Origin of the sequence: Helicobacter sp. WB40 (genome assembly GCF_027859275.1) — a bacterium.
Classification (GTDB): Bacteria; Campylobacterota; Campylobacteria; order Campylobacterales; family Helicobacteraceae; genus Helicobacter_D; species Helicobacter_D ibis.
Genome location: NZ_JAQHXS010000002.1, coordinates 79,970 through 94,735, shown reverse-complemented (window position 1 = coordinate 94,735; position 14,766 = coordinate 79,970). Strand labels below are relative to the sequence as shown.

At 31.1% G+C, this 14,766-nt stretch carries 13 protein-coding genes; 8 read left to right on the top strand and 5 right to left on the bottom strand.

The features are described from left to right. Positions 1 to 4 precede the first annotated feature (4 nt). Positions 5 to 2,656: a valine--tRNA ligase gene (locus PF022_RS01960; RefSeq protein ID WP_271022637.1), complete on the bottom strand. Its 2,652-nt coding sequence runs from the start codon at positions 2,654 to 2,656 to the stop codon at positions 5 to 7. Between the two features lie 126 nt (positions 2,657 to 2,782). On the opposite strand from PF022_RS01960, the gene fliW reads away from it, so the two are divergent. Next, complete coding sequence (gene fliW / locus PF022_RS01955) at positions 2,783 to 3,175, top strand: flagellar assembly protein FliW (protein ID WP_271020787.1); 393 nt, start codon at positions 2,783 to 2,785, stop codon at positions 3,173 to 3,175. 2 nt (positions 3,176 to 3,177) lie between these two features. Further along, entirely contained in the window at positions 3,178 to 5,181 is a 2,004-nt protein-coding gene (locus PF022_RS01950) for an ATP-dependent helicase (protein ID WP_271022636.1), read from the top strand. Here the strand turns inward: PF022_RS01950 and PF022_RS01945 are convergent. The 3 genes from PF022_RS01945 to PF022_RS01935 all read right to left on the bottom strand — a co-directional run bounded on the left by PF022_RS01945 (position 5,178) and on the right by PF022_RS01935 (position 7,742). Beyond that, positions 5,178 to 6,563: a methyl-accepting chemotaxis protein gene (locus tag PF022_RS01945; protein ID WP_271022633.1), complete on the bottom strand. Its 1,386-nt coding sequence runs from the start codon at positions 6,561 to 6,563 to the stop codon at positions 5,178 to 5,180. The genes PF022_RS01950 and PF022_RS01945 overlap by 4 nt on opposite strands. Then, complete coding sequence (locus PF022_RS01940) at positions 6,560 to 7,075, bottom strand: PAS domain-containing protein (protein ID WP_271022631.1); 516 nt, start codon at positions 7,073 to 7,075, stop codon at positions 6,560 to 6,562. Before PF022_RS01940 ends, PF022_RS01945 begins: the two co-directional genes overlap by 4 nt. 160 nt (positions 7,076 to 7,235) lie before the next feature. Further along, positions 7,236 to 7,742: a PAS domain-containing protein gene (locus PF022_RS01935; RefSeq protein WP_271022630.1), complete on the bottom strand. Its 507-nt coding sequence runs from the start codon at positions 7,740 to 7,742 to the stop codon at positions 7,236 to 7,238. Between the two features lie 113 nt (positions 7,743 to 7,855). On the opposite strand from PF022_RS01935, the gene mqnE reads away from it, so the two are divergent. Both mqnE and PF022_RS01925 read left to right on the top strand, forming a co-directional pair. After that, positions 7,856 to 8,911, top strand: coding sequence for an aminofutalosine synthase MqnE (gene mqnE / locus PF022_RS01930; RefSeq protein ID WP_271022629.1), 1,056 nt, complete (start codon positions 7,856 to 7,858; stop codon positions 8,909 to 8,911). Beyond that, entirely contained in the window at positions 8,898 to 9,347 is a 450-nt protein-coding gene (locus tag PF022_RS01925) for a phosphoribosyltransferase (protein ID WP_271020792.1), read from the top strand. Before mqnE ends, PF022_RS01925 begins: the two co-directional genes overlap by 14 nt. Here the strand turns inward: PF022_RS01925 and fur are convergent, their stop codons facing one another. Next, positions 9,348 to 9,803 (bottom strand): ferric iron uptake transcriptional regulator, encoded by a 456-nt coding sequence (gene fur, locus PF022_RS01920; protein ID WP_271020793.1) that lies wholly within the window; start codon positions 9,801 to 9,803, stop codon positions 9,348 to 9,350. It abuts the gene before it with no gap. Positions 9,804 to 10,035: 232 nt separating this feature from the next. Between fur and PF022_RS01915 the strand changes: the two genes are divergently transcribed. From PF022_RS01915 to PF022_RS01900, 4 genes are all read left to right on the top strand, one after another. Continuing rightward, positions 10,036 to 10,335: a DUF2325 domain-containing protein gene (locus tag PF022_RS01915; RefSeq protein WP_271020794.1), complete on the top strand. Its 300-nt coding sequence runs from the start codon at positions 10,036 to 10,038 to the stop codon at positions 10,333 to 10,335. 72 nt (positions 10,336 to 10,407) lie between these two features. Further along, the gene (locus tag PF022_RS01910; protein ID WP_271020795.1) at positions 10,408 to 11,100 is read left to right on the top strand and encodes a response regulator transcription factor; all 693 of its coding nucleotides are present in this window, start codon (positions 10,408 to 10,410) and stop codon (positions 11,098 to 11,100) included. 7 nt (positions 11,101 to 11,107) lie between these two features. Then, on the top strand, positions 11,108 to 13,042 hold the full coding sequence (locus PF022_RS01905) for a transglycosylase domain-containing protein (RefSeq protein ID WP_271022627.1): 1,935 nt from the start codon (positions 11,108 to 11,110) through the stop codon (positions 13,040 to 13,042). After that, positions 13,039 to 14,739, top strand: coding sequence for an ABC transporter ATP-binding protein (locus PF022_RS01900; RefSeq protein WP_271022624.1), 1,701 nt, complete (start codon positions 13,039 to 13,041; stop codon positions 14,737 to 14,739). The genes PF022_RS01905 and PF022_RS01900 overlap by 4 nt, the downstream gene beginning before the upstream one ends. Positions 14,740 to 14,766 lie beyond the last annotated feature (27 nt).

Below are 14,766 nucleotides of genomic sequence, written 5' to 3'. Positions count from 1 at the left end.
AAGTCTATGCTTGTAGTTTTTGTAGCTCCTCATTTATTCTCTCTAGTTTGCCATTTTGCTCATCTAGTGCTTTTTGGTTTGTCTCTAGCACTTCTTTAGGTGCATTTTGGACGAATTTTTCATTTTTGAGCATATTATTTAGTTTATCTATTTCTTTTTGTGTTTTTTCTTTTTGTCTGTTTAGTTTGTTTATTACTTGAGATAGATCTATGGAATCTGTAGGGATTAGGCTTTGGACTTTTTCTGTTATGTCTGCTATGCAGTTAGATACTTTGCTTTCTACTATTTCTATTTCTTCTGTTTTTGATAGTTTTGATACATATTTTATAAATAATTCTTGTTGTTTGGATTCCAGCTTAGCATTTGGCAGTATATATACTTTTGGTATTTTTTGGTTTGCTAAGTCTATTGTGGTTTTTAGGCGTCTTATTGATACTATTGAATCTAAGATTAATTCAAATAATTGATAATTTTTAGAATCTGTGTAGTTTATGCTTGGATAGTTTTTTACCATTATAGATTCTTTGCTATCTTCTAGTGTGCTTTTATTTAGTCTATGCCATAGATATTCACTAATAAAAGGCATGTATGGGTGAAGCAGGAGCATAGATTCTTTAAAAATTGCTCCAAGCTCTATAATTGAATCTTTATTTGCCTTGCTTAGCTCTATACCCCAATCGCAGAATTCACCCCATAGATACCTATATAGTGTATTAGCACCATCATTAAATCTATATTGCTCTAAGTTGCTTCTTACTTCTTTTGTTGTCTTAGAGAATACTTCTAGCATGTATTTTCCTAGCTCTGTTTTTATCTCTATGTCTTGTAGGTTAGGGAATTGTTCGCAATTTAGCAGTAAAAAGTTAGTAGCGTTATATAGTTTGTTTGTAAAATTTTTACTTATTTCTAGTTGGCTTTGAGACATTCTTACATCTCTTCCTTGAGCACAAAGAATAGCTAGTGTAAATCGCAAAACATCAGCACTATAAGTATCTATCAAGTTTAGTGGATCTACTACATTGCCTTTAGATTTGCTCATCTTTTGACCATGCTCATCTCTTACTAGTGCGTGTAGGTATATATCTGGGAATGGCAGTTCTTTTAGGAAGAATTCTCCCATCATAAGCATTCTAGCAACCCAAAAGAATAATATATCAAACCCTGTAATCATAAGTGAGTTTGGATAGAATTCTCTCAGGTCAGATTCATTCCATAGTGTGTTTTTACCTATATCACCATTACCCCAACCAAGAGTGCTAAAAGGCCATAGTGCAGAGCTAAACCAAGTATCAAGCACATCTGGATCTTGATGTATTTCATTTCCACCACATTTTGGGCAGTTAGTAGGGGTAGTTTTACTAGCCCATTGGTGTTCGCATTTGCAATAAAATACAGGTATTTTATGTCCCCACCAAAGTTGTCTTGATATGCACCAATCTCTTAGTTCTCTCATCCAAGCGTTATAGTTATTTTTCCATTGTGGTGGATAGAAATTACTTTCATCTTTGTTTATTTTGTCAATCGCACTTTTTGCAACTTCTTTTTTTAAAAACCATTGCTTGGATATGTATGGTTCTACTACATTGCCACATCTATAGCAGTGCCCAACTTGATTTTTATAATCTTCTATTTTTTCTACGAATCCTAAAGATTCTAGCTTTTTTATTATTATCTCTCTTGCTTCTAGCCTCTCTAGTCCTTGAAATTCAGCTGCATTTTCATTTAAGATTCCATATTTATCAAATGCTACTATTTGTTCTAAATTATGTCTTTTGCCAACTTCATAGTCATTTACATCATGTGCTGGAGTTACTTTTACAGCTCCAGTTCCAAACTCCATATCAACATGCAAATCCGCAATTATTTTTACTTTTCTGTTTATTATAGGAAGGATTACATTTTTGCCTATTAGATGCTTATACTTTTCATCATTTGGATTTACCATAACAGCAGTATCGCCAAAATAAGTCTCTGGTCTAGTAGTAGCTACAACTATATATTCTTTAGAATCTTCTAAAAAATACCTAAGATAATATAGCTTTCCGTTATTTTCTTTGTAATCTACCTCTATATCGCTTAATGCACCATCGTGTGTGCACCAATTAACTAGGTATTTGCCTTGTATTATATGTCCTTTGTTGTATAGTTCTACAAAGGCTTCTTTTACAGATTCTTGTAATCCCTCATCCATTGTGAATCTTGATCTACTCCACGCAGGTGAGCTACCAAGTTTTCTCATTTGTTTTAGTATTGTTCCACCGCTTTTTTCTTTCCATTCCCATACTTTTTTTACAAATTCTTCTCTGCCTAGATCTTCTTTTTTGATACCTTGCTCTAGCAGTTGTTTTTCTACTACATTTTGGGTTGCGATACCTGCGTGGTCTAAGCCGGCTTGCCATAGTGTTTTATAGCCATCCATTCTTTTGTATCTAGTTATTATGTCAATTAAAGTGTGATTTAGGGCATGTCCTATATGAAGGCTTCCTGTTACATTTGGTGGAGGTAGCATGATGCAGAATTTTTTGCCTTCTTTTTGAATTTCTTTATTTCCTTCTATTTCAAAAAAGCCATTTTCTTCCCAAATTTTATAAAACTTATCTTCTATTTCCTTGGGATTGTATGTATTTTTGGTTTCTTTTTGGTTGTTTTCTTGCATAATTAACCTTTGTGGAATACTTTTTGCTAAAGTTAAGTAAAATTTTCGAAATTCTACCAAAATACAGCAAAAATCTTAAGTGGAATTCATGGAAATTAAAAGGAAAAACAAATAAAGGAGTGTGTTATGAAGGGCGAGAGATTTTTGGTTAAGTCTCCTATTTTAGGATTTGAAGATGTAAATGAGGTTGATTGTGCTGAAGTTGATGATGGTGCATTGGCGTTTTTATCAATGATAGGAAAAGATGCAGAATTATTGCTTGTAAATCCATATAAGGTTAGAGAATATTCATTTGAAGTGCCAGTTGGGATTCAAACATTGCTTGATATTAAGCCTAGCTCTAATGTCAAAGTATTTTGTGTGTTTATAAGAGAAAAACAAACAGAGATTTTTATCAATTTCTTAGCACCAATTGTTCTTAATTGTGATAATAATACGCTAGCTCAAGTTGTATTAGATTCAAAAGATTATCCTAATTTTGGGGTTGCAGAATCTATTAAAAGCTATATTAAAGAGTAAAGTTGCCACTTTCTGACTTAAACTTAAAGCAAAGAGAGGCTTGTCTTGCTCCTAGTGGCTATAATTTAGTTATAGCGTCTGCTGGGACAGGCAAGACTTCTACTATTGTTGGGAGAATTTCTTCTTTGTTAAATTTAGGGATTAATCCTAAAGATATTTTACTTCTTACATTTACAAATAAAGCTGCAAAGGAAATGCTAACTAGATTGGAGAAGAAGTTTGATAGTTCTTTGGTAAAAAATATCGAAGCAGGGACATTTCATGCTGTTGCATATAGATATTTACGAGAAAATACACTGATCAACCTAAAACAGCCATCAGAGCTAAAAGCTCTATTTAAAAGCATTTATGATTCAAAAGATATTTTAAGAAATTCAAAAGACGCCTATAAAGCTTCGTATTTATATGATTTGTATTCTTTATTTTATAACTCTAGTATTAGCGGTGATTTTGGCGAGTGGGTCAGTAGAAAAAATGAAGAACAATTGTATTTTACTAGTTTATATAAAGAAGTATGGGAGGAGTTTTGCAAGTTAAAGCAAGATTATAATTATGTAGATTACAACGATTTGCTCCTGATGTATAGGAATCTAGTAGTGCAAAATAATGTCCGATATAGTGAGATTTTAGTTGATGAATATCAAGATACAAATCCACTTCAAGATTCAATTCTACAAGCATTTAAGCCAGAGTCTTTATTTTGTGTTGGTGATTATGATCAGAGTATTTACGCTTTTAATGGTGCTGATATTAGCATTATTGCAGGTTTCAAAGATAGATACAAAAATAGCAATATTTTTACACTAAGTGATAATTATAGATCTACAAAATCAATTTTGAATCTAGCAAATAAAGTAATAGAAAAAAACCCACGAATCTATCCAAAAAAGCTAGAGGTAGTAAAGCAAGAAGACTATGGTGAACCAAAATTATATGAGTATGAAGATACATTCTCACAATATCAAGGGGTTGCAAATAAAATAAAACTCTCTAATATACCATATGAAAATATCGCTGTTATTTTTAGGAATAACTCTAGTGGCGATGGATTAGAGGCGGTCTTTAGAGAGAATGGAATCCCAACAAAGAGAAAAGGTGGGCTTAGCTTTTTTGATTCAAAAGAAATTAAATACATATTGAATCTTTGCACTATTTTATCTAATCCAAAGGATATGATGGCATTTATCCATACTCTTGGCTATGCAAGAGGTATAGGAGATAGCGTAGCAAAGGAGATTTATGAGGCATTATTATTGCTTGGAGATGGAGATATTATAGAAGGAATGCTAAATCCAAAAGATGATATTCCAAATCCATATCAAAAAAAGGGTCAAACAATTTTACATTCTTTGTTTGAGGAAGAAAAGAGGGTAGCTTTTGTAAATTTAAGAGATGATTTTAAAGAACATAAAATATTAAATAATCCTAGAATCGAGCAAGATGGTGCAGAGTTTTTAAACTCACTTTTTGTGTTTTTAAAGGAATTAAAAAATGTTCAAAAACCATATACTCTAATATCAAAAATATATACAATGCCTATTTTTACCATTGTCGCACAGAAATTAGCAAAAGATAGAGCTATAAATAAAAATGGAAAATTCGATAAAGAAAAATATGAATTAAGTTTAGAAAGAATAGAGAGGAAGGTGTCCTTGCTTTTAGGATTAGCAGAGCAACATAGTGTATTAGAGAGATTCTTAAATGCCATGCTTTTGGGTTCTAGTGAGATGAGTGAAGGAAGTGGTGTAAATTTACTTAGCATTCATGCAAGTAAGGGGCTAGAGTTTTCTTGTGTTTATATTGTTGATTTAATGGAGGGTAGATTCCCAAATAAAAAGCTAATAGGTCGTGGTGGGACTTTAGAAGAAGAAAGAAGATTGTTTTATGTTGCAGTAACTAGAGCTAAGGATATTTTGCATCTAAGTTATGCAAAGCAAGATAGCATAAGAAATGTAAAATATGAACCTTCTATTTTTCTATATGAGGGAGAATTATTAGAGAACTAAGCCTCTAATAATTGTATTGTTTGCTTTGATTTATCCTCAATATCTTTAAAGTAGCCAATTATTTCTTCTACTATTTCTTTGCTAAGTGCTTTATCTAGCATATCTAGTGCTTTTAGTGTGTCATTTAGCAATATTTGCTTGTTATTATTTAGTTGTGCTAGGTCTATATTGCCTATTTGTTGTATTTTCTCATTATCTTCTATGTATTTTGATATAGGATTTGTGTGTTCAAAATCGCAAGTTTTTTCTTTTATATTAAATGTTAGATACAAATTAGATTTATAGACTATGTGCTCTAGCTTTGAGACATTGAGAAGTAGTTTGCTAACTAGTTTATAAAACACATCTTTTAGATTCATGGTTGTTTCTTCCATGTTTGTAAATATGGCATTAAATGCAACTATATTGTCGTTTGTTTGTTCTGCAAATTTTGATACTTCATTGAAATTGTCTTGTATTAGAGATATTTCTTGTTGCATTGTCTGCACCATTATCGAGATATTATTTGTAGCTTTGTGTGTTTTTTCTGCTAGTTGTCTTACTTCATCGGCTACTACTGCAAATCCTCTGCCATGCTCACCAGCTCTTGCTGCTTCTATACTTGCATTTAGTGCTAGGAGATTTGTTTGGTTTGCTATTTCTGTGATTATCTCTACTATTGAAGTTATCTCTCTTGATTTTTGCACAAAGCTTTGTATAGTATCTACATTGTCTCTTACGATTCCTGTTAGGTTATCCATTGAGCTTGTCATTGTTCTTACATTATCTTGGGATTGTTGTGTGCTTTTTGTTATGCTATCTACTTCATTGCTCACAATGCCCATGTATTTTATATTTTCATCTAAATCATTCGAGATTTTTTTGAGATTTGTATTTTGTGAGTCTAAATTTATATTCATAAGTGATTTTGCAAGTAGATTTGTGAGGTTATCTTTTGCATTTTCTTCTATTTGCACCAGTGCTTTGTTTATATTAACTATATTGTTGAAAAATGCACCATTTAATCCCTCTGGAAATGCTAATCTATAATATTTTCCTTCTTGAGATGATTTTATTGCTGTTGATATTTCTCTCATAAAAGCTTCTAAATTGTCTGCTAGAGTATTAAAATTATTTGCTAATTCTCCTAATATAGAATTGTCATTTATATTTATTACTCTAGATTCAAATTCACCTTTTTGATATTCTCTTGAAATCTGTGCTATTTTATCTATTAATTTGTTGTTTTTACTATTATTTATGTAGCCAAGTATAGATGTAGCGACTGATAATGCTAATAAAATTAATGTTATTAACAAGTAAATACCATTCATATTAAAGCATATAACAAAAATGATAGATATTATAGTTAGTGTTGCATTTATTATGAATAATTTGTTCATCTGTACCCACTCTCTTTACCTTGATTTTGAAGACATATCATTAGTTCATTCCAACTCATATTGTGTTCCTTGAGTAAATTTTCAACAAACTTCGATGACGCCTGTAAACCTTGAGTTCGTTCAATATCTAGTAGCTTAGAATATAAATTATTCATAGTCTCAACACCAGCTTTGCTTGGTCTTCGCCTTACAGAGTAGTAACCAACTATATTTCCATCATTATCAAGTGAAGGCGTTACATTGGCAAATACCCAGTATATTTTGTTGTGTTTTGATTTATTGCATACAAACGCAAAGAATTCTTTTCCTTCTTTTAGTGTATCCCATAATGCTTTGAATGCAATTTTTGGCATGTTGTTATGTCTAATTATATTGTGTGGCTTATTTAAGAATTCATTTTCCTTATATTCGCCGTAATCTATAAAGTCACTGTTTCCATATGTAACTCTCCCTTTCAAGTCCGTCTTAGATGTAATTAGTGTATCATCTGCCAAGAACATTTCTTTTTCCATATCATAATCCTTGTGTATTACTCACATATACTAAATTTTGGATACATACATAAATACTTAATGTTTCCAAAGTAAATTTGAATTGTTTCTTATAAAACATTAAAAGTATATTAAATATTGTTCCATTATTTATTAATGATTTATTTTTTTTGTTTCATTATTACATGTTTTTTGTATTTTGCAATTCAATCATTAATTTGTTCCATTGTATATTATTTGATTGTAAAAAATCTACAAGAAATTTTTCGGATTCAGATAAATTTTTATCTTTTTCTATTTTGTTTAGTTGCTTGTAAATTTCGCTTAGTGTTTTAATTCCATGTGCACTTGGCTTCCGCCTTACAGAGTAGTAACCAACTATATTTCCATCATTATCAAGTGAAGGCGTTACATTGGCAAACACCCAGTAGGTTTCTTTTTCTTTATTTAGATTGCATACAAATGCGAAAAATTCATTTTTTGTTTTTATGGTATCCCATAATGCTTTAAAGGCTACTTTTGGCATATATGGGTGTCTTATTATATTGTGTGGTTGTCCTAAAAGTTCCTTTTCAGTCATTTTGCTATATTTGATAAAATCAGCATTGCAATAGGTTATATTTCCTTTTGTATCAGTTTTTGAAGTAATTAATGTATTTTCTTGTAAAAATATTTCCTTGTATCTCATAGCATACACACTCCTAAACTTATTTTTAAAAATCATACTATAATTACTTTTTACTAATATTAAATGATAAAGTTTTTTATTTACATTTATTTTCTTAATTTAAGGGTTATAGTATGATTAATTTTGAAGAAGCATTAAAATTATATGACTTGGATATTTATACTTTAGGAAACATGGCAAATGAAATTAGAGAAAAGTATTTTGGTAAAAAGGTGTTTTTTAACTCCAATAGACATATAAATCCTACGAATGAATGTGTTGATTTTTGTAGGTTTTGTGGATTTTCATCTCATAGAAAGAATCCAAATCCATACACGAGAAATAAAGAAGAAGTGCTAAAAGAAGCAGAAGATTCGATTAATAATGGTGCATTAGAACTTCATATAGTAGGAGCACATAATCCAAAGCTGAATCTTGCTTGGTATTGTGATGTATTTTTAGAGTTAAAAAATAGATTCCCACAAATACATCTAAAAGCACTAACAGCAGCAGAAGTAAATTATCTAGCAAATTTAGAAAATATATCTTATAAAAAAGTGTTAGAAAAAATGGCAGAAAATGGTGTTGATTCAATGCCGGGAGGAGGGGCAGAGATATTTGATGAACAAGTTAGAGAATATGTCTGTAAAGGTAAGGTGGATTCAAAGACTTGGCTAGAGATTCATGGATATTGGCACTCTTTGGGAAAGAAATCAAATGCCACAATGCTATTTGGTCATGTTGAATCTAGAGAACATAGAATCGACCATTTATTTAGACTTTATGCTCAACAAGAAAAAAGCGGTGGTTTTAATGCCTTTATACCTCTTGTGTATCAAAAGCATAATAATTTTTTGAATGTTAAAGAGTTTCCAACTGGGCAGGAAATTTTAAAGACAATTTCAATTTCTAGAATCATTTTATCAAATATACCTCATATTAAGGCTTATTGGGCTACATTGGGTATAAATATGGCACTACTAGCACAAGAGTTTGGTGCTGATGATATAGATGGAACTATTCAAAGAGAATCCATACAGAGTGCAAGCGGGAGCAAAAGCTTAAATGGAATCTCCAAAAGAGAGCTCGTGTCATTTATATGTGATAGTGGTTTTATACCTGTTGAGAGAGATAGCTTGTATAATGAGATACATACATATTCCAGGGAGGAAATAAATGCAATATTATAGTTATGATGAGTTTAGAGATGATATTAAAAGGCTACTAGAAAATATAGACTTTCAACCTGAAGCAATTGTTGCTATATCTCGTGGCGGGCTTACTATAGCACATTTTCTAGGAATCGCACTTGATATAAGGAAAGTATATACGATAAATGTTACCTCTTATACAAATAAAACAAAGCAAAGTTTAGAAGTATCGCATATACCAGAGATAAGCGGGATAGATAAGATATTGCTAGTTGATGAAATAGTTGATAGTGGTCTTAGTATGCAAAAGGTATTTAAGATACTAAAAGAAATTAATTCAGATTCAGTAATTAAGACAGCTAGCATATTCTATAAAGAAACTTCGTGCTTTAAGCCTGACTATTATATAAGAGAGGCTAAGTCTTGGATTGAATTTTTTTGGGAAGTGGATATTTCAAAAGAGGCTAAAGTTTAGCTACTTTTGATTCTTTAGACATGATTTGCACACTACATAAAGTAGCATATCATGTCCTACTAATTTTGCTTCATGGTCGTTTGTAACTTCTATTTGTAGCTTTTCTATTTCTTCATTGCAGAACTCTTCTATCCTGCCACATTCTACGCATATTATATGGTCATGGTGCAATCCACTTGCTATTTCATATTTTTTGCCACTTTTATCTACTTCTATTGAATTTACAAAACCTTCTTTTTCAAGGAAAGATAGGATTCTATACACAGATGATATGCTACTACTTTTGCATACTTTTCGTGCTAGGGTAAATATTTCTTCTGGGCTTAGATGACCACCATTTTCATAAATTACCTTTAGTATTATTTCTCTTTGTTTGGAATTTTTTAGATTGTTTTTTTTAACTGATAGTTGCAATCTATCCAAAATTGTATTTATTGATTCTTTGTATTTTTTCATATCTTCTCCTTAGAGTTAGTCTGTGGGCAAAATAAGAATCCTAAATTCTTGAAACAGCGAGTATTTAAAGGTATTTTAAAAAGTATTATAATAAAAAAAATAACATTTCACAATGTATTTTGGTAAATAGTTTTTCAAATTTAGATAAATTGAGAATGATTTTTATTTATCATTAAGTTAATAACCATTATCATTTTATAAAAATATATAATTTATAAATTTGGAGGATTATATGTCAGTTCTAGTGATCGGTGGAGATGAGATTGTTCCAATTAAAGCAGTATTGAAAAATTTTGGTTGTAGTAGCATTATGCATTGGAATGGTAGAAGAGAGAGTGTGAATCATAAGGATTTGCCACAAAACATAGAATGTTTAGTTATGCTAACTAATTTTTTAAATCACAATACAATGAGAAAATTTAGAAATGAAGCAAAGAAAAAAGATATACCAGTTATCTGCACAAAAAGAAGTGTAAGTTGCCTTTATTGTGAGTTTATGAAGGTTTTTGGTAAGGAATGTCCTTGTAAATAATTTTAAATTTATTTTTACATAAATTTTAATACAATCCCTACTTATTTTACATTAAAAATACGAGGGGATCTAATGTTGGTTGATTTATTAGAGCCACTAAAAAATGTCAGTGTTTTAATCGTGGAAGATGATGTGGTGGCACTTGATTTATTAAAACTTCCTTTGGAAAGAAAATGCAAAAAAGTATTTATAGCCAATAGGGGTGAGCTTGGATTGAAGGTTTTTAAAAAAGAGGCTATTGATGTTGTAATTACTGATGTTAATTTGGAGGGCAATATCGATGGCATATCTATGGTTAAGGCCATGAGAAGCATAGACCCAAAAATCCCTGTTATTTTTATGACTGCATATAGCGATGAACAAAAAATATCAGAAATGATAAAGTTAAATGCTTGTTCTTTAATTAAAAAAGAGGTTGATTTAGAGGAACTTTATGTATTACTTTTAGGACTTTATAAGCAATTACATAAAGATGAAGTGGTTGATTTGGGTAATGGCTGTTTGTATAAAAGGCTTGAAAATTCTATCTCAAAAGGTTATGCAGTATATGAGCTAACCGATAGAGAGCGTCAAATACTAGAGTTATTGATTGGTGCTAATGGATATCCTGTAACTTATGATGAGTTTCATAAAGAAGTTTGGAAAGATTCTCCTATGACTATGGATTCTTTAAGAATGCATATAAATAGCTTAAGGAGAAAGACTTATTATGATTTAATTAAAAATCACTCAAGGCTTGGCTACAAATTAATTAAGGAAAATTAAATTTTATATGAGTAATTTTTTTAGAATTTTTGTTACATTTTGTATTATTGCTGGAATTACTATTATTTTTTTTGTTAGTCAGCTTTATTCTGAAGTTCGAGATGATACAGATAAAATAGTACATTACAAGCCACCAATTGCAACGCAAATATTTGATAAAAAAAATAGATTGGTTGCAAATTTGTTTGAAGAAGAATTTAGATTCTATGCTTCATTTGAAGAGATTCCACCAAGGTTAATAGAGGCTTTATTGGCTATTGAAGATACTTTGTTTTTTGAGCATCCGGGAGTTAATTTAGATGCGATAGTTAGGGCCATGATAAAGAATATAAAAAACGCTAGATATGCTGAAGGTGGTAGCACAATAACGCAACAATTAATTAAAAATGTAGCATTAACTAGAGATAAAACAATAGAAAGAAAAATAAAAGAAATGTTGCTTGCATTACAAATAGAAACCATATTAAGTAAAGAAGAGATATTGGAAAGATATTTAAACCACACATATTTTGGGCATGGATTTTATGGAATCAAGACAGCTTCTATTGGGTATTTTAGAAAAGATATGGACGAGCTTAGTTTAAAAGAGATGGCAATGCTAGTTTCTTTGCCTAGAGCACCTAGCTTTTATGATCCTACTAAAAATTATGATTTCTCATTAGGTAGGGCAAATAATGTATTGCAAAGAATGTATGAGCTAGGCTGGATTGATAAAGATGAGTATGATTTATCAATGGCAGAAAAACCAATTGTATATAATGATACTCTAACTAAAAATGTAGCACCATATGTTGTAGATGAGGTGCAAAGACAGCTAAGTGGGATATCTGATTTAAAAAAAGGTGGATATAAGATATATTTAAATATTGATTTAGATTACCAAGCATTAGCAGAAGAAGCACTATACTTTGGGTATGAGCAGATTCTAGCAAGACATAAAAAAGATGAAACTCTGCAAGATAAGTTAAATGGTGCATTTGTTGTATTAGAGAGTGGGACTGGGAATATTTTGGCACTAGTTGGTGGTGTGGATTATAAAAAAAGCAATTTCAATAGAGCCACACAAAGTAAGCGACAAATAGGAAGTAGTGTTAAACCATATTTATATCTTACAGCGATTAATTCTGGGTTGGGACAAAATTATGAGATTCCAGATATTGCTAGAACATATGAATACAGAGTTAATGGTGAGAGAAAGAAATGGCAACCAAAAAACTATACTAGTTCGCTTAAGGGATTCGTAACTCTTAGGGAATCTTTAACTAAGTCTTTAAACTTGGCAACTATCAACCTAGTAGAAGAAGTCGGTTTTGATAGAATGTATAGCGGAATTTTGAATTATGGCTTTAGCAATGTGCCAAAGGATTTAACTATTTCTCTTGGTAGCTTTGTTGCCTCTCCACTTGAGATGGCTAGGAATTTTATGGTGTTTTCAAATTATGGTGTTGTAATTGATCCCCAATTAATGAACAAAATAGAAGACATTAATGGCAATGTCGCTTATTTTAAACCCGATACACATGAGCTTACAGAATCTAAGCAGAGTTATTTGATAGTTGATATTTTACAAAATGTAATAAACAATGGAAGTGGTAGGAGAGCTAAAGTAGAGGGCTTGGAAGTAGCTGGTAAAACAGGGACTACAAATGATAATGTCGATGCGTGGTTTTGTGGTTTCTCACCAAGCATTGAGGCTATAGTATGGTATGGTAAAGATGACAATACTCCTATGGGTTATAGTGAGACAGGTGGTGTAGCACCAGCACCGGCGTTTTCTTATTTTTTTACAAAATTATTAGAGCTTGAGCCGGGATTGCCTAGGAAGTTTAAAAAACCAGAAGGAGTTGGAGATAAGGTCATAAATGGCGAGAGATTCCTCTATACTGATAGAAGTCCTTTGAAATATAAGGAAAGAGAGACTAGTAGCGAGATATTATTTTGAAGCAGTTTTTTATTAGATTCTTCCCATATATTAAAGAATATAAAGCGTGTTTTATATATGCAATTATAGGTGCTTTACTAGTTGCACTAGCAAGTGCTGCTGCGGCATATTTAGTAAAGCCAGTTTTAGATGATATTTTTATCAAAAAAGATGAAACAATGCTAAAGATTCTGCCATTTTTGGTTGTTTTGGCGTATTTTGCAAAAGGACTTGGCACATACATACAGACATATTATATGAGCTTTGTTGGTAATGATATTGTTCGTCGTTTGAAGGATAATTTGCTATCAAAGATTCTTAGCTTTGAGATAGGGTTTTTTAATTCTAATCGAAATGGTGAGATAATTTCGCGTGTTATGAATGATATAAATGCAATTCAAGGTGCTGTGTCAAATCATTTTATGGAATCTTTTAGAGAGTCTGCTACTATTGTTGCTTTAATTTGTGTTGTAATCTACCAAAGCCCAGAGTTAGCATTTTATGGGCTTGTTGTTATGCCTCTTGTTTTGTATCCAATAATTTTAATTGCAAAGAAAATGCGTAAATTCTCCAAAAAGATTCAAGAAAAAAATGCTGATTTATCTTCTAAGTTAGTTGAGATTTTTAATAATGTAGAACTTGTAAAGATAAGCTCTAGCGATAAAATGGAGATATCGCAATTTGCAAGTCGTAATAGAGAGCTTTTTAATGCTATTATGAAATCAGTTAAATTATCAGAATTGTATTCTCCAATAATGGAGACAATAGGTGCTATTGCAGTTGCTGTTGTTATTGTTGTTGGTGGATACAAGGTAATAGATGGTGAGCTTAGCACGGGTGCATTTTTTTCATTTGTTACTGCACTTTTTATGCTTTATACTCCTATTAAGCGTGTTAGTGGGCTTTATTTGAAGTTCCAAGTTGCATTTGTAGCAGGGGATAGAATCTATGAGCTACTAAATAGAGAGAGTGGCTTTAAAAGTGGAAGCGAGATTTTAGAGAAGGTGACTAGTGTTGAATTTAGCAATGTTGGCTTGAAGTATGATGATAAAGAGGCTTTAAGGGACATTAATTTAAAGCTAAATTATGGAGATACAATCGCATTGGTTGGAAGTAGTGGTGGTGGCAAGAGTTCTTTGGTGAATCTTTTATTAAGACTATATGAGCCTACAAGTGGTGAAGTGCTGATAAATGGTAAGAAAATAGAAAGTTATGATTATAAAAGTCTAACTAGTAAAATAGGTGTTGTAACTCAAAGAATCTTTATATTTAATGATAGTGTTGCAAATAATATTGCATATGGTGATGTTGTTGATGAAAATAGAGTAATAGAATCTCTAAAGAGTGCTATGATTTATGATTATATAGAATCTCTACCAAATGGAATTTATACTAATTTAGATGAATTTGGTGCGAATCTAAGCGGTGGTCAAAGACAGAGAATCGCCATTGCTAGAGCATTATATAAAAATCCAGAAATATTAATATTAGATGAGGCTACTAGTGCATTAGATAACAAAACTGAAGAAGGATTTAAAGAATCTCTAAGGCAAATTATAAAATATAAGATTGTGATAATAGTTGCACATAGACCTTCTACGCTATCTTTAGCTGATACACTTTATTTTCTAAAAGATGGAAAAATAATAGATAGTGGCAACCTAGATAATCTGCTTAAAACTTGTGAAACTTTTAGGGAATATTATAAAAGTGTGTAGAAAATAATGTTATAATTTTCAAAATTT

What these genes read in the sequence shown, in the direction of transcription:
- PF022_RS01935 (WP_271022630.1), bottom strand. Translation starts at nt 7,742, where the DNA reads ATGAGATACAAGGAAATATTTTTACAAGAAAATACATTAATTACTTCA.
- PF022_RS01940 (WP_271022631.1), bottom strand. Translation starts at nt 7,075, where the DNA reads ATGGAAAAAGAAATGTTCTTGGCAGATGATACACTAATTACATCTAAG.
- fur (WP_271020793.1), bottom strand. Translation starts at nt 9,803, where the DNA reads ATGAAAAAATACAAAGAATCAATAAATACAATTTTGGATAGATTGCAA.
- PF022_RS01945 (WP_271022633.1), bottom strand. Translation starts at nt 6,563, where the DNA reads ATGAACAAATTATTCATAATAAATGCAACACTAACTATAATATCTATC.
- PF022_RS01910 (WP_271020795.1), top strand. Translation starts at nt 10,408, where the DNA reads ATGTTGGTTGATTTATTAGAGCCACTAAAAAATGTCAGTGTTTTAATC.
- mqnE (WP_271022629.1), top strand. Translation starts at nt 7,856, where the DNA reads ATGATTAATTTTGAAGAAGCATTAAAATTATATGACTTGGATATTTAT.
- fliW (WP_271020787.1), top strand. Translation starts at nt 2,783, where the DNA reads ATGAAGGGCGAGAGATTTTTGGTTAAGTCTCCTATTTTAGGATTTGAA.
- PF022_RS01960 (WP_271022637.1), bottom strand. Translation starts at nt 2,656, where the DNA reads ATGCAAGAAAACAACCAAAAAGAAACCAAAAATACATACAATCCCAAG.
- PF022_RS01905 (WP_271022627.1), top strand. Translation starts at nt 11,108, where the DNA reads ATGAGTAATTTTTTTAGAATTTTTGTTACATTTTGTATTATTGCTGGA.
- PF022_RS01925 (WP_271020792.1), top strand. Translation starts at nt 8,898, where the DNA reads ATGCAATATTATAGTTATGATGAGTTTAGAGATGATATTAAAAGGCTA.
- PF022_RS01915 (WP_271020794.1), top strand. Translation starts at nt 10,036, where the DNA reads ATGTCAGTTCTAGTGATCGGTGGAGATGAGATTGTTCCAATTAAAGCA.